This is a genomic window from Halomonas binhaiensis, from assembly GCF_008329985.2.
In the GTDB taxonomy this organism is placed as follows: Bacteria; Pseudomonadota; Gammaproteobacteria; order Pseudomonadales; family Halomonadaceae; genus Halomonas; species Halomonas binhaiensis.
In genome coordinates this window covers 3,255,166-3,281,579 of the sequence record NZ_CP038437.2, presented here as the reverse complement: position 1 = coordinate 3,281,579, position 26,414 = coordinate 3,255,166, and the positions used below count along the sequence as shown (strand labels likewise).

Annotated in this window: 27 protein-coding genes; 2 read left to right on the top strand and 25 right to left on the bottom strand. The window is 57.4% G+C overall.

Translation table 11 applies throughout. From position 1 onward, the window contains the following. Positions 1 to 86 precede the first annotated feature (86 nt). Positions 87 to 899, top strand: coding sequence for a pyrroline-5-carboxylate reductase family protein (locus E4T21_RS14355; protein ID WP_187775004.1), 813 nt, complete (start codon positions 87 to 89; stop codon positions 897 to 899). 14 nt (positions 900 to 913) lie between these two features. Here E4T21_RS14355 and E4T21_RS14350 read toward each other — a convergent pair whose 3' ends face one another. The 20 genes from E4T21_RS14350 to E4T21_RS14255 all read right to left on the bottom strand — a co-directional run bounded on the left by E4T21_RS14350 (position 914) and on the right by E4T21_RS14255 (position 20,454). Further along, the gene (locus tag E4T21_RS14350) at positions 914 to 1,537 is read right to left on the bottom strand and encodes a TetR/AcrR family transcriptional regulator (RefSeq protein WP_149285713.1); all 624 of its coding nucleotides are present in this window, start codon (positions 1,535 to 1,537) and stop codon (positions 914 to 916) included. Positions 1,538 to 1,679: 142 nt separating this feature from the next. Then, entirely contained in the window at positions 1,680 to 2,087 is a 408-nt protein-coding gene (gene vapC / locus E4T21_RS14345) for a type II toxin-antitoxin system tRNA(fMet)-specific endonuclease VapC (RefSeq protein WP_149285712.1), read from the bottom strand. Beyond that, positions 2,087 to 2,317, bottom strand: a complete 231-nt coding sequence (vapB, locus tag E4T21_RS14340; RefSeq protein WP_149285711.1) for a type II toxin-antitoxin system VapB family antitoxin — start codon at positions 2,315 to 2,317, stop codon at positions 2,087 to 2,089. Before vapB ends, vapC begins: the two co-directional genes overlap by 1 nt. A 205-nt stretch (positions 2,318 to 2,522) precedes the next feature. Then, a complete protein-coding gene (locus E4T21_RS14335) occupies positions 2,523 to 4,235 on the bottom strand; it encodes a BCCT family transporter (RefSeq protein WP_240349159.1) in 1,713 nt (570 codons plus the stop codon). 484 nt (positions 4,236 to 4,719) lie between these two features. After that, positions 4,720 to 5,613: a DMT family transporter gene (locus tag E4T21_RS14330; RefSeq protein WP_149285710.1), complete on the bottom strand. Its 894-nt coding sequence runs from the start codon at positions 5,611 to 5,613 to the stop codon at positions 4,720 to 4,722. Positions 5,614 to 5,779: 166 nt separating this feature from the next. Further along, the gene (locus E4T21_RS14325; protein ID WP_149285709.1) at positions 5,780 to 6,703 is read right to left on the bottom strand and encodes a LysR family transcriptional regulator; all 924 of its coding nucleotides are present in this window, start codon (positions 6,701 to 6,703) and stop codon (positions 5,780 to 5,782) included. A gap of 54 nt (positions 6,704 to 6,757) precedes the next feature. Beyond that, positions 6,758 to 10,714: a DoxX family protein gene (locus tag E4T21_RS14320; RefSeq protein WP_149285708.1), complete on the bottom strand. Its 3,957-nt coding sequence runs from the start codon at positions 10,712 to 10,714 to the stop codon at positions 6,758 to 6,760. 313 nt (positions 10,715 to 11,027) lie between these two features. Continuing rightward, positions 11,028 to 12,077, bottom strand: coding sequence for an EscU/YscU/HrcU family type III secretion system export apparatus switch protein (locus E4T21_RS14315; RefSeq protein WP_149285707.1), 1,050 nt, complete (start codon positions 12,075 to 12,077; stop codon positions 11,028 to 11,030). A 7-nt stretch (positions 12,078 to 12,084) separates the two neighbouring features. Beyond that, on the bottom strand, positions 12,085 to 12,912 hold the full coding sequence (sctT, locus tag E4T21_RS14310) for a type III secretion system export apparatus subunit SctT (protein WP_149285706.1): 828 nt from the start codon (positions 12,910 to 12,912) through the stop codon (positions 12,085 to 12,087). Positions 12,913 to 12,920: 8 nt separating this feature from the next. Beyond that, positions 12,921 to 13,190 (bottom strand): EscS/YscS/HrcS family type III secretion system export apparatus protein, encoded by a 270-nt coding sequence (locus tag E4T21_RS14305; protein ID WP_149285705.1) that lies wholly within the window; start codon positions 13,188 to 13,190, stop codon positions 12,921 to 12,923. Between the two features lie 6 nt (positions 13,191 to 13,196). After that, positions 13,197 to 13,853 (bottom strand): type III secretion system export apparatus subunit SctR, encoded by a 657-nt coding sequence (gene sctR, locus E4T21_RS14300; protein ID WP_149285704.1) that lies wholly within the window; start codon positions 13,851 to 13,853, stop codon positions 13,197 to 13,199. After that, positions 13,846 to 15,042: a type III secretion system cytoplasmic ring protein SctQ gene (sctQ, locus tag E4T21_RS14295; RefSeq protein WP_149285703.1), complete on the bottom strand. Its 1,197-nt coding sequence runs from the start codon at positions 15,040 to 15,042 to the stop codon at positions 13,846 to 13,848. The genes sctR and sctQ overlap by 8 nt, the downstream gene beginning before the upstream one ends. Beyond that, complete coding sequence (locus tag E4T21_RS14290) at positions 15,042 to 15,518, bottom strand: hypothetical protein (RefSeq protein WP_149285702.1); 477 nt, start codon at positions 15,516 to 15,518, stop codon at positions 15,042 to 15,044. The genes sctQ and E4T21_RS14290 overlap by 1 nt, the downstream gene beginning before the upstream one ends. A 30-nt stretch (positions 15,519 to 15,548) precedes the next feature. Next, positions 15,549 to 16,898, bottom strand: coding sequence for a FliI/YscN family ATPase (locus E4T21_RS14285; RefSeq protein ID WP_149285701.1), 1,350 nt, complete (start codon positions 16,896 to 16,898; stop codon positions 15,549 to 15,551). After that, entirely contained in the window at positions 16,895 to 17,542 is a 648-nt protein-coding gene (gene sctL / locus E4T21_RS14280) for a type III secretion system stator protein SctL (RefSeq protein WP_149285700.1), read from the bottom strand. The genes E4T21_RS14285 and sctL overlap by 4 nt, the downstream gene beginning before the upstream one ends. Next, positions 17,539 to 18,222 carry a hypothetical protein gene (locus tag E4T21_RS14275; protein WP_149285699.1) on the bottom strand — a complete coding sequence of 228 codons (684 nt, stop codon included), beginning with the start codon at positions 18,220 to 18,222 and terminating at the stop codon, positions 17,539 to 17,541. Before E4T21_RS14275 ends, sctL begins: the two co-directional genes overlap by 4 nt. Beyond that, positions 18,219 to 19,022 (bottom strand): type III secretion system inner membrane ring lipoprotein SctJ, encoded by an 804-nt coding sequence (sctJ, locus tag E4T21_RS14270; RefSeq protein ID WP_240349158.1) that lies wholly within the window; start codon positions 19,020 to 19,022, stop codon positions 18,219 to 18,221. Before sctJ ends, E4T21_RS14275 begins: the two co-directional genes overlap by 4 nt. Positions 19,023 to 19,073: 51 nt before the next feature. Next, complete coding sequence (locus E4T21_RS14265; protein WP_149285698.1) at positions 19,074 to 19,484, bottom strand: hypothetical protein; 411 nt, start codon at positions 19,482 to 19,484, stop codon at positions 19,074 to 19,076. 125 nt (positions 19,485 to 19,609) lie between these two features. Then, positions 19,610 to 19,795, bottom strand: a complete 186-nt coding sequence (locus tag E4T21_RS14260) for a hypothetical protein (protein WP_149285697.1) — start codon at positions 19,793 to 19,795, stop codon at positions 19,610 to 19,612. Between the two features lie 74 nt (positions 19,796 to 19,869). Continuing rightward, a complete protein-coding gene (locus E4T21_RS14255; RefSeq protein ID WP_149285696.1) occupies positions 19,870 to 20,454 on the bottom strand; it encodes a type III secretion protein in 585 nt (194 codons plus the stop codon). Positions 20,455 to 20,638: 184 nt separating this feature from the next. On the opposite strand from E4T21_RS14255, the gene E4T21_RS14250 reads away from it, so the two are divergent. After that, positions 20,639 to 21,445 carry a tetratricopeptide repeat protein gene (locus E4T21_RS14250; protein ID WP_149285695.1) on the top strand — a complete coding sequence of 269 codons (807 nt, stop codon included), beginning with the start codon at positions 20,639 to 20,641 and terminating at the stop codon, positions 21,443 to 21,445. Between the two features lie 20 nt (positions 21,446 to 21,465). Here E4T21_RS14250 and E4T21_RS14245 read toward each other — a convergent pair whose 3' ends face one another. From E4T21_RS14245 to E4T21_RS14225, 5 genes are all read right to left on the bottom strand, one after another. Next, positions 21,466 to 21,918, bottom strand: a complete 453-nt coding sequence (locus E4T21_RS14245; protein WP_149285694.1) for a hypothetical protein — start codon at positions 21,916 to 21,918, stop codon at positions 21,466 to 21,468. A 9-nt stretch (positions 21,919 to 21,927) separates the two neighbouring features. Then, positions 21,928 to 23,286, bottom strand: a complete 1,359-nt coding sequence (locus E4T21_RS14240) for a type II and III secretion system protein family protein (protein WP_240349157.1) — start codon at positions 23,284 to 23,286, stop codon at positions 21,928 to 21,930. Positions 23,287 to 23,490: 204 nt separating this feature from the next. Further along, positions 23,491 to 25,653, bottom strand: coding sequence for a type III secretion system export apparatus subunit SctV (sctV, locus tag E4T21_RS14235; protein WP_149285693.1), 2,163 nt, complete (start codon positions 25,651 to 25,653; stop codon positions 23,491 to 23,493). After that, entirely contained in the window at positions 25,650 to 25,985 is a 336-nt protein-coding gene (locus E4T21_RS14230; protein ID WP_149285692.1) for a tetratricopeptide repeat protein, read from the bottom strand. Before E4T21_RS14230 ends, sctV begins: the two co-directional genes overlap by 4 nt. After that, positions 25,982 to 26,389 (bottom strand): hypothetical protein, encoded by a 408-nt coding sequence (locus E4T21_RS14225; protein ID WP_149285691.1) that lies wholly within the window; start codon positions 26,387 to 26,389, stop codon positions 25,982 to 25,984. Before E4T21_RS14225 ends, E4T21_RS14230 begins: the two co-directional genes overlap by 4 nt. Between the last annotated feature and the right edge of the window lie 25 nt (positions 26,390 to 26,414).

Here is a 26,414-nt window from a genome sequence, read left to right as displayed (position 1 = left end):
CTTGACAAAACTAGTCGTGACTGTACATAGTTGTCAATTAGATGTTCACCTGTGTACAGAGGCAGGCAGCGAAGGCCGAAAAAATCATGAAGCCAGTCACAACGAAGATGAACACAACGATCGGGATTATTGGTGGCCAGGGATGGATGGGGCGCTCCCTGGGGCTTGCCTGGCTGGAGCAGAACCTTCTGTCGGCTGACCAGTTGGTGGTTTCCGCGCGTTCAGGGCGTGGTGATGCCTATCGTGACTGGCCCGGGGTCCGTTGCGTTCAGGACAATCAAGCATTGGTTGAGAGGGTGGATGTCATCGTGTTGTCGGTGCGTCCAGAGGACCTTTGCCATATCCATATCGAGGCACACGACAAGCTGATCATTTCGCTGCTGGCGATGGCTCCTGTGCAGGCGATTTCCAGCCAGCTCGGGAGTTGTCGTGTGGTGCGCGCCATGCCGAACGCGGCAGCGGAAATTCGTCGTGGCTATTTTCCCTGGTATGCCTCGGAGCAGGTCACTCAGCCTGATCAGGAGCTTGTGCAGGCGTTGCTGGCGAGTTGTGGAATGGCGCGAGAGCTTCCTTCAGAGAGCGCTCTCGATTACATGACGGCCTTGAGTGGCGCCGGTCCTGCCTATCCGGCCTTGCTGGCCAAGGTGATGCTGGAGCATGCCAGGAACAAGGGAATCGCGGATGACATTGCCCTTGAAGCTGTCATGCAGACCCTGGTGGGGGGCAGCCTGCTGCTGGAAAGCCTGGGCAGTGACCCAGGCGAGATGGTGGAACGCTTGATTGCCTATAACGGCACCACGGCCAAGGGGCTGCGCGCGATGATCGGCGGGAATATCGATGAGGTGATCCAGCGTGGGCTTGATGCGGCCTATCAGGCGGCGAGCAGTGATTCTGTATAGAAGACCTGCGGCCGCTAGTCTGGCATGTAAGCATGCCGGGCATGAAAACGCTGCAGGTCGCGCTGCTGCGGTGTCTGACCGGTGAAGATCTCGACATAGGAGGGAATGCGCTGCATGCGAATGACCAGGGATTCCTGGGAGTTCATCGAGATATAACCGATCTGGGTCAGGTAGATGGTGCGTCCGCGTACGTTGGCTGCCAGTGGTTCGAAGCCATGGCGTACGAACATCTGTGTCAGTGCGTCGATGCGCGCTTCATCTGCGTTATCGATTTCCCGAGATACTGCATTCGACTGCAACGCCCAACTGCGCATGGCGAACTCCAGCTGGGAATCGAATATGTCGGGATCGAGCCAGCAATCGAATACATTGAGAATCGCCTCGACGATGTTCTCGGCATAAGCCTCACTCTGACGCACCAGGCCCTGGGTGTTTTTTTCCCGCCAGCGCTCGATCAGGGCATTCAGTAGCGCTTCCCGGTCCTTGAAGAACCAGTAGAAGCTGGTCCGCGAAAGGTTGAGGCGCTTGGCCAGTGGCAGGATCTTCACGCTATCCACGCCGGATTCGAGCAGCAGGTTGAAGGCGGCATCGAGCCAGGCGTCACGAGAGCCCTTGTCACTGATGTCAGCAGGTGGCATGGAGTTAGCCTCTCAAGGAACAGGTTGGATCGGCACGCCATATCGCACTGCACCGGAAGAACGGGCAGTGTACATGTGTGTCCAATTTATGTACATAAAGGTTATGTGTATGAGAGGTTATGGACATGAAGAGCGGTCTTGCTCAGCAGGTCATGGACCAATCTTCAATGCGCAGGCCAGGGACGCGTTGAAACTCACGAACGTTGTTGGTGACTACCACCAAGCCCATTGAGCGAGCATGGCCAGCAATCATCTGGTCATACGGGCCAATCGGTGTACCCGCCTTGGCCAGTTCGGCTCTGAGTTGGCCGGTATGGGCTGCTGCATCATTGTTGAATGGCAAAACCTCGAGTCGAGCAGCGAACCCTTCGATCACGTGCAGGTTGCGCTCGGGGTTAGCCGATTTCTCCGCTCCGTAGATCAGCTCCATGAGCGTCACACTACTCATGCACAGTTGCTCATGATGTCGCTTGAACACTTCACGCACCTGAGGCGGCTTGTTCTTGATGGTATAGATACAGATGTTGGTATCGAGCATATATTTGATCATCAGAGAGTCTCACGTTCCTGCTCAAGCGGCTGGTCGCGTTCGCCCATGAAGTCTGTGGTGACACCTTCTTCATCAAACCAGCTATCCCACGCCTCACCCGCAGGCGTGATGATTCGCGTCCTGCCAACAGCAACCACATCAACTCGTTTGACATCATCAGGCAGGGCAACTGCCTTGGGCAGGCGCACTGCCTGACTACGGTTGGACTGAAATACGGATCCTTGGACCATATTTTCTACCTCGGGATATACGTTGGGTATATACATCATGGCGGCAGTTTGGGATATGTCAATGGCATATACATTATCCTATCGCTGCTGGTGCCAGACGAGGTCGACGAAGTGGTGTAACAGCGGCCACCACCAGTGCCATGGCATCCTTGCGACAGCAAGAAGCCCAGCAATGTGCTGGGCTTCTTGCTGTCACTAAAGGGTGCTATGCGTTTTCGGGGGCAGATTTTCTGGATAGATAGGCATCCTGCGCCAGGGTACGTTCCACCTCATTCTGGCCACTGCTGAAATCCAGCTCGGCATTGTCGGGGCGTACCGCAGGGGGAAGCATCCAGGCCGCGGCCGGTTCGCGGCGTAACATGCGATAGAGGCTCAGGGCCATCACCATGATGAATATGGCAATTGGCAGGCCGGCGATGATCGACGCGGTCTGAATGGTTTCCAGGCCACCAGCGAACAGCAGGGCGCCAGCAATGCAGGCAATCACGATACCCCACATTATCCTGATGGACTGGGGAGGTTCGGGATTGCCGGCACTATCCAGAATGCACAGCACCAGGGTGCCCGAGTCGGCGGAAGTGATGAAATAGGTGGCCAGCAACAGCACTGCCAGTACCGACAGCAGGTTGCCCAGCATGCCTGGGTCCAGTATGTCGAACAGGGTGAACAGCGCATGAGTGGTGTCTTGCTGGGTAGCCTGGAGCACGGCCCCCCCGGCAAAGTCCGCATCTACCTTCACTTCGCTGGCCGCCATGATGGATTCATGGGCATGACGTACCTGTTGTTCTTCGAATAGTGCGCTACCACCGAATACCGCCATCCACACTAAGGTCACCAGGGTCGGGACGATAAGAGCACCACTGATCAGCTCACGGATGGTGCGTCCCCGGGAGATGCGGGCAATGAACATGCCGACGAAGGGAGCCCAGGTCATCCACCATGGCCAGTAGAAGGCGGTCCACCAGTTCTGCCAGCCACTGTCGGCGTTGGCATCGCTCCACAGGCTCATGCTGATCAGGTTGTTGGCGTAATCCCCGGTGCTCTGCAGCAGGGTGTTGAGAATATAGCGAGTAGGGCCGATGGCCAGCACGATGGCCACGATCAGCAGTGACAGCAACATGTTCAGTTCGGAAAGTCGCTTCATGCCACGGCCAACGCCTGTGGCCACGGAGATGATGGCAAAGGCCATGATCAGCACAATCAGTGCCAATTGGGTGCCGGTACCGATCTCGATGCCGAACACATTGTTCAGCCCACTGTTCATCTGAATTACGCCCATGCCCAGGGACGTGGATACCCCGAATGCGGTGATGGCAACGGTGAGGATATCCACCGTGTGGCCGATCGGGCCGTAGATCCGCTCTCCGATGAACGGGTAAAGGATGGAGCGCAGCGTCAGGGGGAGCCCTTTACGGTAGGAAAAATAAGAAAGGGCCAGGGCAATGATGATGAAGGTGGCCCAGGGATGCAGGCCCCAGTGGAAGTAGGTCAGGCGCATGGCCATGCTGGCGGATGCATCACTCATGCCCTCGGTGAAGGGATTGGCAGCGTAGTGCAGCATCGGCTCTGCCACGGACCAGAAGATCAGCCCGATGCCCATGCCGCCCGAAAACAGCATGCTGACCCAGGACAGGTAGCTGAACTCAGGGCGTTCATTGTCCTTGCCAAGGCGGATATGGCCAAAGCGGCTGACCATCAGATAGAGCAGGAAAGCCAGTACGGCACTGACCAGCCCCAGATAGAACCATTTGGCATTGTCGAGGACGGCAGTCGAGGCATTCTGGAAGATGGTGCCAGCCCTGTCGGCGAGCATGGTACAGAAGATGACAAAGCCGATGACCAGCACTTTCGAGGCAATGGTCACCGTCGGATTGAGGCCCTTTAATAGGCCTCTTTCGGAACGTATGGCGTTACTCATAGATTTTCTTATGTTTAGAGGAATCAGGGGGAGGTCACGGACCTATGCGAGGCTGAGGGGATAGAAGGCAGAGAACAATATATTTTTCGTCATGAAATCATGAGTTTTTGTAACTCATGAAGCATTGTTTATGATCTTTTGATCAAGATGTCGCATAGAGATATGAGCAGTACGCACAGGGATCTATTTTTGTCCGAGCCATGATTCCTTATCATTCAAATATGCCAGAATATCGGTTGCTTGCATTTCCTGTTTGCTCCTGCCGAGCAATCCACAGATATTCTCAACGAGACCTGTTTCAGCGAGGCATTCTTCGTCGAAGAATGTATTTTGGGCATGTTGATGATCAACATGCCGCTTATTTGTTATCCGTCTAGTTGTTGACCTTCTAGTTATTACCCACCTAGCGAATAAATATGTTGTTTAATGCATATATCGCTAGATGTAGATACCGCTTAAAAAAAGAGACAAACCCTAAACGCTGTCATTTGCTGTACTCGCCATACTGCAGCGCTTTCCTGTTGCCGGATTGACGCAGGCCAAGCCACGCATTGATGACAAGGGTCAGCAGGATCAGGGTGCCGCCCAGCAGGGTGGCGTGGGGAGGCTGCTCATCCAGCCACCACCAGACCCACAGCGTTCCCAATACGGCTTCCAGTAGATAGAACAGGGCAACCTCGGCCGAGGGCAGGTAGCGAGTGGCGCTGTTGATCAACACAGTGGCAAGCGGCATCTGCAACAGCCCCATTAGCGCCAATACGGCGTAGCTCTTGGGAGCCAGGGCCAGAGGCGTGGCCATCGGCAGGGCAATCAATGCTGATATGAAGCCGCCAATGGCAATCAGCGGGACTCGGTCCACCGTAGGGTGATGACGCAGCAGGGTCAGGTTGCCGCCTACGGCGGCGGCAGCAGCCAGCGCATAGAGGTCGCCCAGCAACCCCTCGCCGCTCAGTCCGCCCGCGAAGACCACCAGCAGGCCAAGCATGGCCAGGACGATGGCCAGCCAGGTACGTATGGGCACGGCTTCATGCAGGAACATGCGCGTGAAGATGGCGGCAAACAAGGGGGCCGCACTCAGAATCACCACGACATTGGCCACCTTGGTGTTCATCACGGCGAGCACAAAAAGGCCGGAGGACAGGCCCAGCAAGAGCGCAGAGCCGAGAGACATCATCATGTGGCCGCGCAGCGATACCAAGCGCTTCCCGCCAAGGCACAACAGGCTTAGAGAAAGCCCCATCAGGGCGCCTCGCCAGAAGATGATGTCCCAGCCATCGCTGGCCGCCAGGCGCACCAGCAGACTGTCGATGCTGAGGACAACAACGCCACCAGCGGCCATGATCAGCCCCTGGCGATGGTCGTGCAGAGAGTGCGGCATCCATGTACTCCTGATCGATAGCGCCTGCTCAGAGGGAAAACGTTCAGTCCCCTTTAAAGCCTAGGCTGATAATCATACGCGGCATATCAAGATCGATTGTCTTCTTTGCGTCATTGTTCGAGGTCCCAGCGTCAGCGCTCTGGTCCAAGAAACACCAGGCTTGCCGTCATGGTGTTTCGATACCGGGAATATGGCCGCTCTGTTCGATGAGAAAGTCGATCAGCAGGCGAACTCGTGCGATGCCGGCTCGCCCGGGAACAATCAGCAGGTTCAACGGCGTGGATGGAAGTGCATAGTCAGGAAGGATCTGCTTGAGACGGCCGTTGGTCAACAGGTCGTCGATGAGCCAGCGATGGGCCGGGGCGATGCCGCGTCCGGCGATCAATGCCTCGCGCGCGCCCAGGCCATGGTCGACGACAAAGCGCCCCTGCAAGGGAAGGGCGTGGTGTTCTCCCTCTGGTCCTCGCAGGGCAAGTGTTTCGCTGCCAGCGACATTGGACATGCGTATGCCTTCGTGACCGATCAGGTCATCCGGCGTTGTCGGTGTTCCGTGAGTGTTCAGATAGTCGGGGGCCGCCACCAATACACGCTGTGATTGGCCAAGCGCACGCAACTTCATTGAACTATCGGCAAGTGGGCCGAGCCGAATGGCAAGATCGACACCTTCCTGAACCAGGTCGATGCGTTCATCCGTCAGATTGAGGTCGATATGGATATCCGGATAGCGATCCTGAAACTGAAAGATCAGCCGACTGATGTGCAGGACGCCGATGGCAGCCGTGCATGAAAGGCGGATAGTCCCGCTCTGTGCACCACGTGCATTGCGCGCTTCAGAGCCTGCTTGTTCGACGAGTCGCAGGATCTGGAGGCTATGGGCGTAATAACGGCTGCCTTCCTCGGTAATCGTGACCCGGCGTGTCGTTCTGCTTAGCAAAGGGACACCGAGAGCCTCTTCGAGCTCCCGGATGTGGCGCGTCACGGTCGATTGGCCGATGCCGAATTCCCGCGCGACGGCGGAGAGGTTGCCACGCTCGACGACTCGCACAAAGGTGCGCATGCGTTCCAGGGTGATGGTATCCGATGAATCCATATACAGGCACAAGATGAACTATTGCTCCTGTATATCGGATTCATCGGTGTCTGGCTACGATCTTGAATACTCGTCGAACCCGCCTTCATCAACAGAGGCCAACCAGCTATCCAGGTCATTGGTGCTGATTTTTCCATCCGCATCATCCTTGTGCTTGGCGGTATCCAGCGTTTCAAAGAATTTCCATTCATCTATCAGAAATTGTGCAGCCTCTTGCTCGGCTTTACTTCTGTCATCGTCCTGGCTGATGTCCTCCAGATTATCCATGCTGACAATAGAGTCGCCGCCATTCCAGTCATCCCAGGATTCCACGATGGTGTCGATATAGTCCCTGTTCTTTTCAATGAACTCCTTGCCAAAACCGGACAGCTTTTCTTCTGATTCAACGTAGGAACGAATATCATCCAGGCTGTTATAGTCGTCGGTTCTGCCAAACACTTCATTCATCAAGTCCGCACGTTCTTGACTGAATTTTCCTTCAGGGTGCGTGATATCGTACAGGCCTTCGAGGTATTCGACGATGTCATCACGAACTTCACGGGATGCAGTGTCTCCCTGGGAAGGGTTGATGATCTGCTTGACGCCATCCTTGACAAAGATCACCCGGCCATCGTCCAGTAGTTTGATGGATTCCACGTCAACACGGTCAACATCTTTCTTGAACTCGCCAAAACTCCCGGGCTTTCCTCCATCGCCAAATACTGGGAGTCCTGTCGGGTCGATATCCAGGTCCAGCTCGTCACGCAGATCCTCGATATCATTGTAATCATCAGACTTATCATGAAGCTGGGTGATCTTGTCGACCAGGTCTTCGTCCAGCTTGTCGTCCGGATGGGTCAGAATATGCAGGTCTTTCAGATAATCGAAGATGTCTTCCGCATGATAGTCCTTCAGGTCGCCATGATTATCCTTGTCCAGCTGCCATTTTTTACCGTCCTTGACGAAGGTGATGACACTGCTATCACTGGGATCTAACTCAATGGAGCCAACATCCACACGGTCGATATCCATCTTGAAGTTATCGAAGGTGCCTGGCTTGTCATCGTCAACGCCGAAGAGCGGTGGTTGTGAATCATCCAGGGCACGTTTCAGGTCATCGATTTCGTTATATTTATCTGACTTATCATGGAGGGATGTTATTTCATCAATGATATCGTGATCTTTCTTTCCATCGGGATGCGAGATTTCATATAACTGGGTGAGATAGTCGATGATGTTCTGGCGAGTGGAGTCACTGGCCTCTTCTCCAATAAAGGGATCGATGACCTGTTTTACCCCATCCTTGGTAAAGAAGACCCGGCCATTGTCGGCAAGCTCGATGGAGCCGACATCAACCCGGTCGACATCTTTCTTGAATTCGCCGAAGCTTCCCGGGTCTCCGTCATCGCCGAAGCGCTGTCGCCCGGAAGGATCCGGTCCGTTCTCTCCGATACCGGAATCATGTTCATCATCCCAGTCGGAGAACCAGTCATCGGAGATATTCTTGTGGTCCGCCACATAGTCCGTGAAGTCTTCATACTGCTCCGGACGTGACTCCCAGACTGGCTTGTCTTCCGGATAAAGGTCGTAATAAGCATCCGAGCCATATTCTTGGTCGTATTCATAGCGAGAGTGGATGGTGTAGTTGAGCTTGTCGCCCCAATCATCCTCGGTAATACCGAGAGCACTCCAGTTCTCAAAAGTATTCAGCACTTCTTCTGCTTTTTGATCCGATTTTTGCTTGGCAACGACCCCCATCACAATGGCGGCAATTCCCCCCAGGGCGACCCCGGCAATACCCAAGGCCCCGGAGGCAATGCCGAGTCCGGTGGCCAAGGAGCCACCGGCGATCATGCTGGCCAGGTTGGTGCCTGCGGCTCCTGCAATGCTGATCCCGCCCAGCAGTTGCAGAGAGGCGGCGGCAAATTCGCTATCCAGAGCATCGGGATTGCCGATCAGCTTGTCGATCGACATGGCCCCCAGTGCCAGGTCCAGCACCCCCCCGGCCACATCGGCAAGACCGCCTACCGTATGGAGCATGGTTCCCACCAGCCGGAGCTTACTGGGGGTATCCATGCTACTGGGATCAATACCCATACCTTCGAAACGTTGATCCACTGTCGACATCATGGCGGCTCGACGCTCCGGGTCCATTTCCTCCAACATATCCCAGTTGATGGTGAAGACCGAACTGGCCCGTGAAAGGCGATCATTCGGCTCTTCCATGACCTCCTGAAAACTTATCTCTGCATTACGGGACTGCGGTTCAAAATCTACGTTTGTGCCTGAGCCAATGTCATCAAAGCTGCGTATGATGTCATCGGCCCAGCCTTCTTCAACAATGCCACCTACTTGAGGCAAATCGCCGCCGATAGCCGCACGATACTGTTCCTGCGTCTCAAGGCTGCTGGATTGCGATGGGACGCTGACAGCATCATCAGCCTTTGGAAATAATTTCAGGTAGGCTTCTCGAAGCTGTGTATTGGAACCTGCATCCAACCCCAGCTTGGTGACCATCCCTGGCTGGTTGAATATTGTTTTCAGTACCACGGTCGCCATCGCAGGGGAAGTTGCCAGAGTGATCATTAACGCACGAGCGGCAGCCATCCGCTCTTCGACGGTGTCACCCTGGTTCTTGGTCAGGGTGTAGATGGCGGCTGTTGCGGTCAGGGTGCCGGCAATGGCGGGGAGGGCACCGCTGGTCATGCTGGCATGTAATAGCGCGGCTGCACCATTACGAACTTGAACACTTTTTGGTGCTCCTTCATGACCTTCCTGCAATGCAGCAGAGATTTTTTTAGACACATCGTGGATATCGAACTTGCCGTTGGACTTGAAGGAATCCGTGACGGCATCGGTCGCAACCTTGACTGCAGCCTTGTAGCTATCCAGGCCCTTTTTCACATCATCCGGCAAGTCGCCGCCACCATTCTTCAGATAGTTCTGTACTGCTCTGTCCGAGAAGGAGAGGCCAAAGATTGCGGACCAGGTTCCTTGTAACGCAGTTTGCACATGGTCACTGATGGCAAGTTCCAGGGACTCGCCAGCATAATCTCCACTCTCGATGATGTTGGATATCTCCTCGGCCAGGCCCTGATCCAGAGCGTTGTTTCTAATCTCGCTGGCTTTTTCGCTATCCAGGTAATCCAGTGATTTCAGGTCGTTGGAAAAACGCACCTTGGCCGCATCACTGTTCATTCCCTCGAGCATCTCCATGTATTCCGGGCTGCTCATGGCCTCATAAATTCTGTTGGTCAGGCCTTTCTTGTCTTTTATCTTGCTGACGGCGTCTTGCATGAAACCATCGATGCCATCAATAACTTGTTCATCTTCGGACAGTTCAGCCAGCTTATCGTTGATTTCCTTTTCCTTGAGCAAGCCATAAGTGCTGGCTTGATCCATGATGGTCGAGTTCTTTAGATAACCGGTGGTATCCCCATCCCAGGGGAAAGCATCCTTTTCGGTTTGGTAGGGAAGGTAATCAAAACCACCGACCAGCGCTGTCTTGGCCTGCAGCAGTTCGTAATACTGGCGGCGGGGATCATCCAGATCCAGGTCACCCCATTCATCCTTCATCTTGTCATGAAACAGCTCGCCGACGGTCTTTCCGTCCTCGCTCGTTTCAGCATTCATGAAGTCTGTGGCTTCGGAATCGGCAACGTCGATCTTGACGTTGTTATCCACATGGCTGATTTCGGTTCCCGCTATCTTGCTGCCCAGTACGGAATACTTGAATGGTGCGATGTAGGACGAGACCGCATATGTCGTTCCATCGTACTCATAGGTGATGGTCGTCGCATTCTGACGTTCTGGATCCAGCTGTGACACTGGTGGCAGCACATCACCTTCTTCGAGTACCTTCCAATCGTTTTCTTCCGCCAGGTCCCGGAACTCCTTGGCATCCGCGACCCCCTCTGTCTCACCGTCAGGCTTTTGACTGTGCTTCACCGCCAGGTTGTGAAAAGTGCCTTGAGAAGAAGGTCGCAGTGCAACTGCATTTTCGGTGGAAGACTTCACTCCTGATACAGACATGGTCTCGCTCCTGTCTCAACGCATGTGGCGGATGAACATTCCGGGATCGTCAGGCTGGCAATCGTGAAAGGGCGGTGCTGGGCAGAATCGCCACCTCCTGTTTGTGGCAGAAAAAGACCCACCGAGTATTGCGATGGTGCCTGGCAGGATGATCAAGTGAATCATTGATCGATCAAATGATCGAACACGAATGCGGGAAGGGCAAATTTTTCATCTACAACTTTATGCTGATGACTTGTCTAGATTTATACGAAATATCGGAGAATGAAGGGGTTAAGCGAAGTAATTTAATGAAGGGATTAAGCGGAGTGATTTAAAGCAACCCGGCAGCGACCAGAATATCGGCCACCGGCTGAAAGGTATCTTCCGGGACAGGGTCGCCGTTGGCGCTGCGTGAGCCAATCCGTTCTGCCAGTTTGCGATTGTCTATCACGGCAAGCCCGTATGTGGTGGCCTGCCGCTGAAGGGCAGGCGAGCCGCTTGGATTTGCCTTGCACACGACGACCGGCACCGGGGTTTCGCCCTTGACATAGCGGATGCCTACCATCCAGTCACCACTGGCGCCAATCATCAGAGAGGCACGTTCTACGCCGGCCCGGGCGGAGTAAGTCTGAATGTCGCTGCGCTGACGTTGGCGGGCCCGGCGAATCTCTGGGTCGCCTTCCATGTCCTTGCGTTCGCGCTTGAACTCGGTACGTGTCATGCGCTGGTCACGATGAAACAGCCAGCGCTGTGTCCTGACATCGAGCAGCCCCACGATGAAGAAGACGACCAGTGCCGTGATGACCAGGGGTTGCAGGAATGCCAGGAAAATCTCGTTGAGGCAGCCATAACCGCAGCGTGATGACTCCATCAATGCCTGCAAGCTCATGCGGCATACGACGACGAAGGCCGTGGTGAGTATCACGATCTTGAGCAAGGACTTGATGAATTCGATGATGCCGCGTACGGAGAAGATGCGTTTGAAACCTTCGGCAGGATTGATGTGCTCGAATTTTGGCTTGATGGGTTCGATCGAGAACACCATGCCACGCATGATGAGGATATTGGTCAGGACGACCGCTGTGACGGTGATCACGATAATGGGTAGTACCGACCACACCAGCACTTCCATGGCAGCGGCCATCACGCGTGGCCACAGCGTATCGAAAGGCTCGGTATAGAGTCTCGTAGTCAGAGAAATCAGACCACGCAGCCGGGATTCGATGGTGTCGACGTAGAAGACCAGGTAGAGCGTGCAGCCAAGCATGACGACAGCAGTGATCATGTCACTGCTCTTTTCCACCTGTCCCTTCTTGCGTATGTCACGCAGCTTTTTCTGCGATGGCGGAAGGGATTTTTCTTCGCTGGGCTGCTGGCTCATGTGCCTTCTACCGGTTACTTGAAGAGGGGGCGTCGAACAATGATTCGAAATACTTGTAGTGTCCCTGAAGCGCCCCTAGCTCGTGGAACATGCGCGGTACCAGGAAGACGACGTAGAGCAGCATCAGGAAGGTGAACAGCAGGTTCTTGATCGGCAGTGACAGAATGAACACATTGAGGCTGGGTGCCATGCGTGCCAGATAGGCCAGCATCAGGTCAGTGACTAGCATGGCGATGATCAATGGTGCCACCATCAGGATGCCAATCTTCATCACTTGATCCAGAAAGCCTAGCATCACCAGTGCCGTACGGGTGTCCAGCGCAGGCATGAACGCATCCACGGGCCATAAGGTATAGCTGCGATAGAAGCCATCGAGCAGGACATTGAAGCCGCCTGTGGCGAAGAACAGTGCAACCAGAGTGATCACCAGCAGCGTACTGGTAACGCCTGATTCGCTGCTGCCCATGGGATCGAGCAACTGACCCATGGTCGAGGCGCGTTGCAGGTCGACGGCTTCCCCTGCGACTTCTGCTGCCCAGAACGGGATACCGAACACCATGCCGATGAGCACGCCGATCAGCAGTTCCTTGAGCAACAGGCCGGCGACGGTGAATCCCGTGATATCCATGCCCGACAGGCTATCGAGAACCGGCAGCAACATCGGCAATGACAAGGTCATGGCCACGGCGGAACGAATCAGGCCCGTCAGGCCGAGGCGATTGAATGCCGGGGTGATCAGGATGACGCCGGTGGCCCGTGCCATGCAGATGGCCAGGGCAGCCAGAATGGGATAGACCTGATCGGTCAGTGCGCTGGCGAGGTTGTCATACTCCATGGTCTTCCTCAGCGTGACCAGGTCGCGAAGTTATCGAGTACCTGATCGGCCAGGTTGACCAACTGACCGACCAGCAGAGGACCGCCGATGATCAATACCAGCATGATCACGATCACCTTGACGGACTGTGGTAGCGACTGATCCTGAATCTGTGTCAAGGCCTGCAGCAGGCCAATGCCGAAACCGAGCACGATGGCGGTCAGCAGTGCCGGTGCCGACAGCAACAGTACTGTCCACAGGGCATCGCTCATGATCGTCAGGAAAATATCCTCGCTCATCGAGCGTTACCCTCCATAGCTGAGAATCAGCCCATGCATCAGGCGTGACCAGCCATCAATGGCGACGAACAGAAATATCTTCAACGGGACCGATATCAATGGCGGCGCGACCATGACCATGCCCATCGCCATCAGCACATTGGCAACGATCAGGTCGATGACCAGGAAAGGAATGTAGATCAGAAAGCCGATTTCGAAGGCCCGGGCCAGTTCGGAGGTGACGAACGCGGGTATCAGAGTCACCAGATCATCGTCGCGCACATTCTCGCGGGCTTCCGGCGACCAGATGCTGCGGGTGGCATCGAGGAAGAAGGCCCGCTCGCGTTCATCGGCGTAGGTCGACAGGTATTCCTTGAGCGGCTCACGCAATAGTTCCCCCGTCGCCTTGATGTCTTCCACGCTGCTCAACTCCGTCGAGCTGTTTTCGAGCCGATAGAGCATGTCCCCCACCAGTGGAGTGGTGATGTACACGGTCAGTACCAGGGCAATGCCGTACAGCACCAGATTGGGAGGCGTCTGCTGCACGCCAAGGGCGTTGCGGATCAGGAACAGCACCACGGAGATCTTGAGGAACGAGGTCATGGTCACCACCGCCAGTGGCAACAGGCCAAGCGATGTGACGACAAGGATAATCCCAATCAGATTGGGCTCGTATTCACTCATCGGTGGCGAGCCTCACAATCTGCACCCCCAGGCCATCGCCGATCTTCACCACCCGGCCCTTGCCCAGGATGCGGCCATTAACCACCAGGTCCACGGCTTCATCCTCCGGGCGTGACAGGGGCAGTACGCTGCCTTGATCGAGTTCACGCAGTTCCCCCAGCGATAGTTCGAGACGGCCGAACTCACACACCAGCCGAAGGGGTAACTGGTCCAGCCCCGTGCTGTCTGCGGTCATGCGGCCTGCTGCAGTTCTGTCTACTGCAGTGCTGCCAGTCTGAGGTTGAGCGTTGTTGTTATTGTCGTTGTCGTTGGCAGGCGGGGCCATGGCAAGGTCTCCTTGGGTCAGGGGATGGAGTCGGGACAGCAGGCGTACTCCGTCACGGTGAGTCTGGGCGCTGGCCATCAGGCGCTCGCCGACCAGCACTGCAGAGGCTTGTCCGCGGTTATCGGGGCCGGGAGGAGTTGGGGCGGATGAATCGAGGCCAGAACCATTGATGACCGGACTATCGAGCATCACCACGTCACCTGGTGCCAGGTCACGCAGCTCGGCGAGGGTCAGGGTCTGGTATCCCGCAATGCCCTGCAGCGGCCAGATCACGTTCGAACAGGGCCTGGGAGCCACTGGGCAGGTCTCATCGAACCAGGGCTGCAGTGCTTCGGCGAAGGGCTGGGACAATAACAGCGAGAGTTTTCCCTGCCGATGACCGTCTGTCAGGTTCAAGGACAGCTGGATGGGAAGAGTGTCATCACTCACCCCTGTGTCATCACCTTGCAGCCGCATGTTGTCTCCCAGTGCACTTTCCAGCGGTTCCAGCCACTCCAGCAGGGCATATTCCAGCCACAGCGCGGCGACATCCGCCGGGCAGCCGGCCAGAGGGCGCTGCAATGACAAGGGCGAGGACAGGATCTCCACCGCGCTGGCGTCGAGGCGCAAGAGTGCGGGCATGTCGCCCAGCGTCAGCCCCAGCGACAGCGCTGCCTCATGCGTGATGGGCCGGCGGTCGAGATGACAGGTCAGCGAGAGTTGGCCAAGGGGCAGCGTGAACGCGCCACGAGGGCGGCTCATGGCGTTGAGCACTGGTACGGCACTTGGCGGGATAATGGGCAGGGCGGGAACTTCCGGCCCGGCCTGGGCACTATGCTGTTGATGCTGCTCCATGCTGTCGATAGATATATTCCTTTCTGCCATCAACGCCCCCCTCGCGAGGTGGCATCTTCAGTCTCCAGCTCGGCATGCAGCTCAAGACGACGCTGCTGGGTATCGCGATGGCGATCCTGCAGCATTTCCAGAGCGCGTTGCGAGCGAACACAGCGTGCCCATTCAATGGAGCGCTTGTCACGTTCGGACAGGTGAAGTTGGTATTGCTGGTTCAACTGGTTGTGTTGTGCATGCAGGGCGGCCTGTGCTCGGTAATGGTCATCCATGGCCTGGCGCACATCATCGATCTGGGGGGCAGACAGCTGGTCGTTGGCAGTGGCTTCGAACCATGCCTGCTCGTGGCGATCGAAGTCCTGGCGCTGACTGGCAAGCTGCTCGGTCATGGCCGCCAGTTGCTCGGCATCACGGCGGCAGCGTTGTTGTTGCTCAGCCAATGCATTCTCGGCTCGGCGCAGACGCTGCTGGCGCAACGCCATCAATTTCTCGAGTCGCTGGTGCTCTTTCATGACAGGTGCTCTTTCATGACAGGATCTCTTTCATGACAGGATCTCGTTCATGCGTTGCAGAGTGTCGTCCAGGCTGCTCACTTCGCCACTGGTCTGGCGCAGGAAGGCCTCGATGGCGGCATGCTTGTCCACGGCCTCATCGGTACGTGCATCCTGTCCGCGGTGGTATTCCCCGACCTGCAGCAACAGCTCGACATCCTGGTAGCGTGCCATCAGGTCGCGTATGCGACCGGCACTATGGCGATGGTCGCTGCTGGCCACGGTTTCCATCAGGCGACTACGACTGGCCAGTACGTCGATGGCGGGGAAGTGATCGCGTTGTGCCAGGTCGGCGCTCAGTACGATATGGCCATCGAGAATGGCCCGGGTTTCCTCTGCCACAGGGTCAAGAGTGCCGTCACCTTCGGTGAGGACGGTGTAAAGTGCGGTGATGCTGCCCTTGGTGCCGGGGCCGGCACGTTCCAGCAGGCGCGGCAGCGCGGCGAACAGTGACGGAGGAAACCCCCGTCGTGTCGGCGGCTCACCCGCTGCCAGGCCGATTTCACGTTGGGCTCGGGCGAAGCGTGTGATGCTGTCGACCAGCAACAGCACATCTCGTCCCTGGTCGCGGAAATATTCGGCAATGCTGGTGGCCACCATCGCCGAACGGGCGCGTTCGATGGCCGGGCGGTCCGATGTGGCAACGACACATACCGTGCGTCGGCGTGCCTCGGCATCCAGTTGTACTTCCAGAAGTTCACGCACTTCACGGCCACGTTCGCCGACCAGCCCCAGCACGATGACATCCGCTTCACTGCCACGCACGATGGCGGAGAGCAGGGAGGACTTGCCGACACCCGGCTCACCGAAGATGCCCATGCGCTGCCCCCGCGCCACGCTGAGCAGGCCATCGATGGAACGGATGCCCAGTGTCAGGGGGTGCTGGATCAATTGACGCGACAGCGGTGAAGGAGGCTCGCCATGTACCGGATAGTCGCTCAGGGTTCCGGGAAGAGGGGGCGGCAGGCCATCCACAAACTCTCCGAGAGGGCTGACAACACGTCCGAGAAGCGCTCTGCCGACAGGCACGTTCTGTGGCGCGCCGGTGGCGATGACTTCGGCTCGCGTCGACATTCCCTGCAGGTCGCCGATAGGCGACAGCACGGCAGCTTCTTCCTCGAAACCGATGACTTCAGCGGCAACACGCCGCCCAGTGAGAGGATCGCGTAGATAGCACAATTCACCGATGCCGGTGCCTTCGACGCTGGCATGTACCAGTTGGCCGAGAATTCTGCGTACCCGGCCACGCACGGGGCGCAGTTCGGCCTGTTCGGCACGCTCTCCGAGACGTGGCAACAGGGCATCGAAATCGATATCGGGTAGCGGCTTGCTGGGGCTCATGCGGATCTCCCCATGCTGCCTGTTCCGCTCTCATGGCTGTTTCTATTTCTATCAGCCCCGTTTGCAGAACCGGGGGCCAGGGCCTCTCTCAGGGCGTTCAGTTGGGCTTCCAGCCCTACGTCGACGACGGCAATGGGGCTGACCAGCAGACACTGGCCTGGGCCCAGTTGAGCATCCCCCTCGACCCGGCAGGAGGGGCTGTCCTGGCGCTCATCTGCCGCCAGCTGGGCCGCGACTTCGTTGACGCGCTCCGGGGCGACCCGCACCGTCACGGCCATATCGTGACGGTACTCGACAAGCGCCTGGCGCACGCAGCGGGCAATCAACTGGGCATCGTCGAATTCGCCCAAGATCCTGCGCACCATTTTCAGACACAGCTCGGCCATGGACTGATCAAGCCCAGCAAGATATCCCTCGACTCTTTGAGTGGTGTGGGACAAGAGTTCTGCCGCCTGGGCTTCGCCATCGCGACGTCCTTCGGCAAAGCCTTCGGCGTAGGCTTTTGCGGTCGTCTGTCGCGCTTCCTTCTCGACATCGCTGGCATGCTGTCGGGCCTGCTCGATAAAGGCATAGCCATCGATCCATGCCTGGGCTTCCCGAGCCTTGAGGATGATCTTGCCTGGACGCGTCGGTAGCTCGTTCATGGCGTCAGCTCCCCGCGTTTCAGCATGGCCGAGGCGGCACGACGCACAATATCGATGCCTTTTTCACGCACCGCTGGTGCGATCTCCAGATCGTCTGGAGACGCCTCTTGAGATGTCCCTTGAGCTTGAGAAAGGCGCCGATCTTCTGCGATGCCCAGGCGCAGCCAGTTGGCCAGTTCTGTCGGCTGACGCGACAGCCAGACAGCGAAACACGCCAGGCCATCACGCTGTACCGCGTGAGCCAGTGCATCGTCATCAACATGGGCATTACCGGTGTCGACGATGGCCAGCTCGCGATTGGCCAATGCGGCCAAAAATGGCGCTTCACCGAAGCGTTCCTTTAGCGCGACCACCCTCGGAGCCCGGATCTCGCGCACGAAGAGCGGGGCATGGCAGATCATGCCGCAGTGACGCACGAGATCGCTTCCCGCATCGGGGGACAGGCGGAACAGAGCAATGTCTTCCTCTGCCGGTACCGGTAACGCGGCGGGAGGCGTCAGCTTGTGTTGCGCAATCAGACGCTCGACCAGACGTTGCTCGAAGCGAGGGTGCTGTGCCAGTGCCGTCTGGGTCGCTTCATCCGCCACGTCGCCCAGCATGGCGCTCAGCCAACGCAGTGCAACACTACGCGCCGGTGATGCAATGAAGTCCTGCCAGGTGTCCGGTACGGCCGAACTCATGGTGGTGTCTCCAGCTCATAAGGGCCACGCCGGCGCTGATGCCACAGGATCCAGCCGAGGGCGGCGGCCAGGCCCAGCACCAGGACCAGCAGAGTACCGAAGATCCAGCCGGCGCGTGCCACACTGGAGGCTGGCATGGCGATACCCAGGAAAGAGCTCAAGGTCATGGTGGGCGCGCCTTCAGCGATATCCAGGGACACCGCCGCAACCGGAACGACCGAGACACTGTCATATTCGAGACCGGAAATGCTGTTGGCCACCAATGTCTTGATCTTCGGGATCAGCGGATTGACATCGAGGGTCGGTGAGTAGCGTATGAACACCGAGGCCGACGAGGGAGTGCTGTTGCGTTCGAGCAGGTCGTTGTCCGGCAGCACGACATGGACACGCGCCGAGAGGATGCCATCGATCTGGGACACGGTATGGGACAGTTCTTCACTGAGCGCGTAGACCATCTGGGCGCGCTCCTGCACTGGCGAGGACACTAGGCTGTTGCTTTCGAATACTGTGCCAAGATTGGAGAACTTCTGCTGCGGAAGGCCCAGCCGATCGAGAATACTGACTGCTTCAGCGAAGTTGTCCTCATCGACGGTCACGCTCATGAGGCCGCCCTCCTGGACGACACGTTTTGCCGGGATGCCATGGCGCGCCAGACTGGCGACCATGATATTGGCCTCACGCTCGTTGAGGTCGGTGTAGAGCTCGGTATCGCAGGCCTGCAGCAGCAGCGCCGTGACCACCACCAACAGCAGCTTGAGGACGCCCGGAAGCGTTACCTTCCGGGGTGACATGTTTTGCATGGAAACAGCTTTCATGGAAACAGCTTGCATAGACGAGATGTAAGCCAAGTGTCACTGTCCTCGCAGCAGTGTTCGGAAGGCGCCGGAAGTCTGGGACGCGCAGGACGACATCAGCTTCATCAACGTTGCGTGGTCGAACATGGCGGTCAATGAGTTGAGCATGCGATCGAACTGCATGTCGCCAAGTCCCTCTGCGTCACTGCCTGGCACGCTGGCACCGGAAGGCGCATGTCCGGCCCGTTCTGCTCGTAGGGCGCTGGCAAAGCTCTGCGCCTGTTCAATGGGGTTTTCCAAGGCATTCATGAGATCGGACCCCAGTTCAGCCGGTGTCGTCGCCTGCAGCGTCGTTCCCTGCTGGCCGGCAATATGTTCGAACAGGTTCTGTGAGGTCAGGTTTTGCATACCTGACGCATTCGGAGCACTCAAGGGAGTGGCACCTGCCTCTGTCGCGGGAATCATCATCAACGCTCCTGAGTTGTTGAAAGGTGACCCGGGATTCAACCCGTCGCCATGCAGTCGGTTGAATCCCTGGCTGCGTAAGGCTGTGTGAGAAAAGTGCCTGAACTCACCGACTTTTCAGACAAGCCCTAGCCTTCGTCCTTGAGCATGTCTCCGGCATATTCCATCAACTGCGTGGAAGCCAGAGAGCCGATGGCCTGGCCAACGATCTGCTGGACTCGGGCATTCTCGGCAGCCTGCTCGAAGGCTTGCTGTTGATCCTGGGCCGATGTCTGATCGGCACCAGCCACGTTTGAAACTTCTGGTGTTGCCATATCAACCTCCTTTGCCTTTGGTGATGTGATTAAAGACGCTGCGATTGAAGGTGTTGCTTAATGCCACGTTACTGTCATTCGGCAGAACTCGGTGCGGTACTGGTACTGCCGCGAAACACTCTTACTTCACCGCGGCCCGATGCCGCCGGGCTGCGCAGCCTTTCGATGTTGCGTGCGATACTTTCCAGCCAGGCATCCATGCCCCAGGCCTGCAGTGTCGAGCCATCTTCTGTCAGCCTAGCGCGTAATGGCTCACCTGTGCCGCTATTGTTAATATCTTCCATCAATTGCTCGCCATTGACCCTGGCCAGGTCGAAGGTCCTCTGGCTTAGTTCCTGGCGAGTCGCGATGTGCAATACGCCACCATCGAAATACCAGGCCAGGTCATTGGAGGCGCAGACCTGTTCCAGAAACTCGCGCGCAGTGGTGGCCCTGATTTCTCCCTTGACCTTGCCTCTGACATTGCGGGAAACCTCGACAGGAAGCGCAAGGTTTCTACCGAACTCCTTCAGTACGTCACGTACATCCTGTTCGACGATGATGTAGTGATAGTCTCGTGTCATCCATCCGCTTTCCCCGTGCACCTGACCTTCAGGTGTCTGAGGAGCTGCCTGAGTGGTAGTGGATATCGCCACTGCGATCAGGCTCGCGAACAGCATCTGCGTTATCAAGACTCCCTTTTTTTCAGGGTAAAAAAAGCACTGTGATCTTTTTCGTTTCGGCATCATGTGGTTCAGGGATCCTGCCAATGGAACGCTAGTGTTCCTAATAAGTATCTAGTTGACGTGATTGCAATTGAATGACTCAATACCCGCGGTTATTGGGTGTTTTTTGAAAAACAACATGCCATGTCTTCATGACAAGGAGTGCCTGATGCGCTGCTGCGTACGCCTGACCATCCCTATGCTGTGTTCGTTGCTGGCGGCTTGTGCTTCCACACAGAGTGCCGAAGAATCTCGCCTGCTGAAGCTGGCGGACGATATTGCTGCACACGGTGACTATGCCACTGCTGCCAGCATGTACGAACGCGCTGCCGAAGTGCCGGGCGGGGATGGTGTCGATATTCATGTGCGCCTCGGTGATGCAAAACTCGCCGCTGGTGACTTCCTGGGCGCAGTGGATTCATATCGGGCTGCGTTGAAGCAGGACATCAACAATGCCGACGCCTTGTTTGGCCTGGGCAGCGCCCAATTGCGCCTGGGTAAGGTCGAAAGTGCAGAGCGTAACCTGCGCCATGCGGCACCCAAGATTGATACCCCGGCTGCCTGGAGCCGTCTGGGAGCCGCCCAGGCGCTGCTGGGACAAGGCGATGCATCGGTGACTGACTTTTCCCGTGCCGTAGAGCTGGCACCGGATGATGCTGACCTCCAGACCAACCTTGCCGTGGCCCAGGCATTGGCAGGGCGGGGCAGTGAAGCTGTCGCGTTGATGCGGGATGTCACCGCTTCGCCCTTGGCGGAAGAACGCCATTTCCGCAGCCTGATTCTGGTTCTGGTAATGGCGGGGGACGACGCCCAGGCGCAGAGCATCCGAATTCCTGACATGCCGGTCTCCCGCCGCCAGTCGCTGATCGAGCGAGCCCAGCAGATCCGCGACATTTCCACGCCCAGCGAGCAGGCGCGAGCCATCGGGCTTGCCATGAACCAGTAACCGAATCCGCTGCTCATCGACTACATGTCTCCTGTGGTGACGTAGCTGGTCGAACCGCGTGCTTCTTCGCCAATGCGATCTCGCCGTATCCTGCTCTGTTCACGATCGGTGAGACGCTCGCGAGCCGCACTGGCCACTGGCCCAGCTTGTGCGGGCCCCATTTCCCGTCCCACCAGCAGGTCCTGGGGGCGATCTGCCATGTACTGCAGGTTGAGGTCGTTGGCACAGCCAGAAGGCAAGGTCATGATGCCGTTCGTCCCGGTAGGCAAGGCGCAGGTATTGGGGATCAAGGCCATGCGCTGGGTCTCGGGGTTCTCCGAGTTGGTGACTTCGGTGGTGCGATAGCCTGTTTCCCAGGACATCGGTCCCAGAGACGAGGAACAGCCACTCACCAGTACTGGCAGTACAAGCCCTGGCAGCACAAGCCTCGGCAAGAACCTGGCCCAGATTGACGATTTACTTGAATGCGTCATTGCCACTCCTTACTGCAGATAGAAGCCGAAGGGGTCATCCCTGACCTGCAGGGGAGGTGCCATATCATTGACACGCACAGCGCCATTGCTCACGCGTGCTTGATCCAGCGGTGTCCTGTACGAGCGTCCTTCGACCGGTGCTACGACATAAGGCGTGATGAGGATGACCAGTTCGGTCTCGTCACGCTGGAAACGCCGGGAGCGGAACAGATTGCCGAGGATCGGCATATCGCCAAGCACCGGAATACGTTCGATATCGTTGGAGGCGTTGCGCTGGAACAGACCGGCGATGGCGAAGGTCTGTCCGCTGCCTACTTCAACGATGGTGTCGGCACGTCGTACCTGAAGCCCTGGCACACTGGTACCAGCGATCTCGATACCTTCGTTGGTCAGGCTGCTGACTTCCGGACGTACTTCCAGCGAGATGCGGCCATTGGGCAGCAGCACCGGTGTGAACATCAACGAGACACCGAACTGCTTGTACTCGATGCCGACCAGCTCGTTACCCGCCGGTACGGGAATGGGAATTTCGCCACCGGCCAGGAAACTGGCGGTTTCGCCCGTCTTGGCGGTGATATTGGGCTCGGCCAGGATCTGCAGCAGGTTATTTTCCTGCAGGGCCTGGAGCAGACCATCGACGCTGTCTCCAGCACCAGCGAGAGTGCCGAAAGAGGCGTTGGCCATCGAGCCGGGGAAGACGCCCAGGGAGAATGAGCCGTTGTTGATCAGTGCGCTCCAGCTGACGCCATACTGCAGCAGTTCCTCACGCGCTACCTCGGCAAAACGAACACGCAGATTGATCTGGGTCGCGCTATCGTAGGTGGTGTTGTTTAGAACGCCGCCATTCTCCGGTGTGTGGCTTTCCAGCGTGGACTGGGTGGCCATGGCGCCTTCGATATCCTGACTTTCTCCTTCGGCAATCAACTGATTGCCTGCCATGCTCAAATAAATCTGGCTGTTGCGGTCAGCAGCATGCAGCGCACGATTGGCGCCCTGATCGCCATCGCTGACCATCAGGCGCATGGATGCCTGTGTCTGTTCGTCACTGCTGAGCGCAATCAGATTGGTGTCGCCATGGCGCTTACCGAACACATAAACCACCCCGGGTGACACGACTTGAACATCGGCAACCTCCGGGTTGGCAACGAACACGGAAGCGACATCCTGACCAAAGCGCAGGATACGGCCTTGCCCGGTTTCCAGAGACAGTGCTGACTCTGATTGGGCATGCGCATGGCCAATGAATGCCAGCAGTAGCATCAGCGGCGTCATGACTCGCGTCATCGCGCAGTAGAACAGGTGGACTAGCGGTGGCGTCGTGGTGGGACGACGTGCCATCAAGGGCATTATGGACGTTGCTTGCGTCACAGGCATGGCTCCATGCAAGGCTTTGCTTTTAAAGCATTGTTTTCAAAATGTTGTTTGCAAAAAATGTTGTTTTCAACGTGCTGTTTTTAACCTGGTGCTACTGACATTTTGCTCCTGATGTTTTTCTTCCAATGCCTTGTTGTTAAATGTTTTTTATCCCTATCGGCACGCTGCTCCGACGTGAGTCATCATGATGGCGCTGTGCTACTCCCTGGACGCCGCTGCCGAAGGAGTGCCTCCCTGGGTCGATGCCGTGGGCAGGCGAACCTGGGCCAGTGCCTGGAGGTTGAATTCTGCTGCGATCTCCTGCCAGGACATCACGGGAAGGTCCAGGTGGTGGCGATTAACCCATTGCTGCAGGACCGGGCGTACGTCGCTGGAGGCGACGATCACCGGAGACACATCTGCGTCCAGCTCGCTCAAGCGGTGCTGGAACCAGTTGTTCAGCGAGCGAGACAGTGGCACCGGCAGGTTGCTGGTCCTGGGAGTACCGTCGTTGTCGCGCAATGCCGAGCGAATCGTTTCTTCCAACTGGCGGGTGATGACCCAGGCGGGCAGGACGCGGTCATTGCGCGCATAGCGGTGGCAGATCTGACGTGCCAAAGCACCACGAATCCGTTCGACTAGTCGCCCAACACTCTGCTCCTGCGCTCCCCAGGTCACCATGGCTTCAAGAATGGTGCGCAGTGCACGCAAGGGAACACCTTCTTCCACCAGGCGTCGCAGCACATCAGCCATTTTCTGCAGGGATACGACACGGACAGCTTCACCGACCAGTTCGGAGTAATCCTGTTCCATCTGCGACAGCAGAGAGCGTGTCTCCTGGATGCCGACGAATTCGCCGGCATAGCGAGTCAGGACGCGCTCAAGGCACTGGCACAGCACCTGTTGCGGTAGCTGGTAGCCGATACCTGCTTCGTCGAGCAGTGACTGTGACTGGGCATCCACCCAATGGCTCGAGGCGCGGCTGGTCAGCGAGGGGCGGCTGAGGTATTCGACTTCAAGCAGTTCCAGGTGCATGGGGTCGTCATCAAGCAGTACATGGTCTGCAGGAACTTCACCTTCCAGCACGGGAACTTCATCGAGTTCGATCGCCATGCCCTGAGCTTCGCGGAAAGCATCACTGCGTACGCCAACGGCAGGGATGTCGATGCCGAGTTCACTGGCGACACGCTGGCGTGTGGCATCCACTACGCCACGCAGGGAATCGAGGGGGATTTCCTCGGCCAGAGCTGACCCCAGCGACACGACAAGCCGGTGCTGGGTGGTTGGCAATTGTTGACCCGAGGCCAATGCTTCTGCGCCAGAAGCAGAGGGCTGAGCGCTGTCAACGGAGGAGGAGGGGGCCGATGATTCGCCGCTGCTGTCTTCTGGATGCTCCCGGCGGTAACGCCGCCGTACCCACCATGCGGCCAGGCCGAGCCCGGCAGCCAGGAACAGGAATACGCCGGTGGCAAAGCCGGGAATGAAGGCGGCGAAGAACAGGATCGTGGCGGTCAGGCCCAGAGCACGAGAGTTGCTGCCCAGTTGGGCCACGATCTCGCTGCCCAGATCGCCAGCCTGATCGGAGTTCACGCGTGTCACGACAGTGCCGGCAGCAACGGCAATCAGCAGCGCCGGGATCTGGGCGATGAGACCATCGCCGACTGTCAGCAGTGAGTAGGTATTGACGGCTTCGCCGAAGGGCATGTCGCGCTTGAGCATACCGATCAGCAGGCCGCCGATCAGATTGACACACAGAATTACCAGGCCTGCGATGGCGTCGCCCTTGACGAACTTCATCGCCCCATCCATCGAGCCGTAAAGCTGGCTCTCACGTTCGAGACGGCTGCGCTTGATACGGGCCTCTTCCTGGTCGATGTGGCCATTGCGCACATCGTTGTCGATGCTCATCTGCTTGCCTGGCATGCCATCAAGGATGAAGCGGGCGGCGACTTCAGCAACTCGCTCGGCCCCCTTGGTGATGACCAGGAACTGGGCCACGGTGATGATCAGGAATACCACCAGGCCAATGACCACTTCTCCAGCAATGACAAAGTTGCCGAATGCCGAGACGATTTGACCTGCATTGCCTTCCAGCAGGATCAAGCGTGTCGTGGTGATCGACAGAGCCAGGCGAAATAACGTGGCCAGCAGAATGATCGGTGGCAGGGAAGAATATTCGACTGGATGGGAGATATAGAACGCCACGATCAGGATCAGCAGACTGAAACCGATGTTGACGCCAATCAAGGCATCCACCAGGGACGTGGGCAAGGGAATGATCATCATGACGACCGCCAGCACGATGAACATGGCGATCACTACATCACTACGCTGCGCCGCTCTCTGGGCAATGGTATTGAGCCTGGACAGTATGCGGTTCATACGTCCTCCCGGAGCTGCAGGTAATCACGGAAACGCTGGCGGGCATCATCGGCCTGACCTGCCACCCATAATGCTCGGCTTTGCAGCAGCACCTGGGTGGGAGTAGGGCCCTGCAGGTATTCGAGACGACCAATCGCATCCAGCGCGCGTGGAGCATCACCGGTGGTAATGAAGGCCTGAATCAGGCTGTGCAGGATCCCGGGGTGCGTGGGTAGCATGTGGGCGGCGAGCAGCAGCAGAATCAGGCCGCGCTTGCGTTCGCCGCCTTTCACGTAGAGATGGCCCAGCAGATGCAGCAGTTCGGCGGCCTGGCGGTCGTCGCTGTCATTCATGCTTCTTGCTCCTCACCATGTTCATCACTACGTCGCATTTCCCATTCCAGGCGCATGCCTATTTCTTCGTTGATCAGCTGTATCGCCAGATCCGCGATGTCACTGCCACCTTCCAGTTCACTTTTCATCACCGGAAGCACCTGGTCTGCCACGTACTGCAGCAGCTCGATGGTGCGTTCACCACTGAAGAGTGCCGGGTCCTCGACTGTGGGAGAGGCCACCTGTGACAGGCGTGCGCTCAGCGAATCCCCTTGCCGTTTTGCCGCGTGATTGCCCACCACTCGGGTGAAGATCGTTTCTCCATCCCCAGCGGCGGGCTTGATCGCTCCGGTTTCCCGAGGATCTGCTACGGCCTGATCATGAAGGCGGTAGCTGTTGATATCGCGATCGGCACTGACTTTCATGGCGTCATGGACTCACTCATGGGGG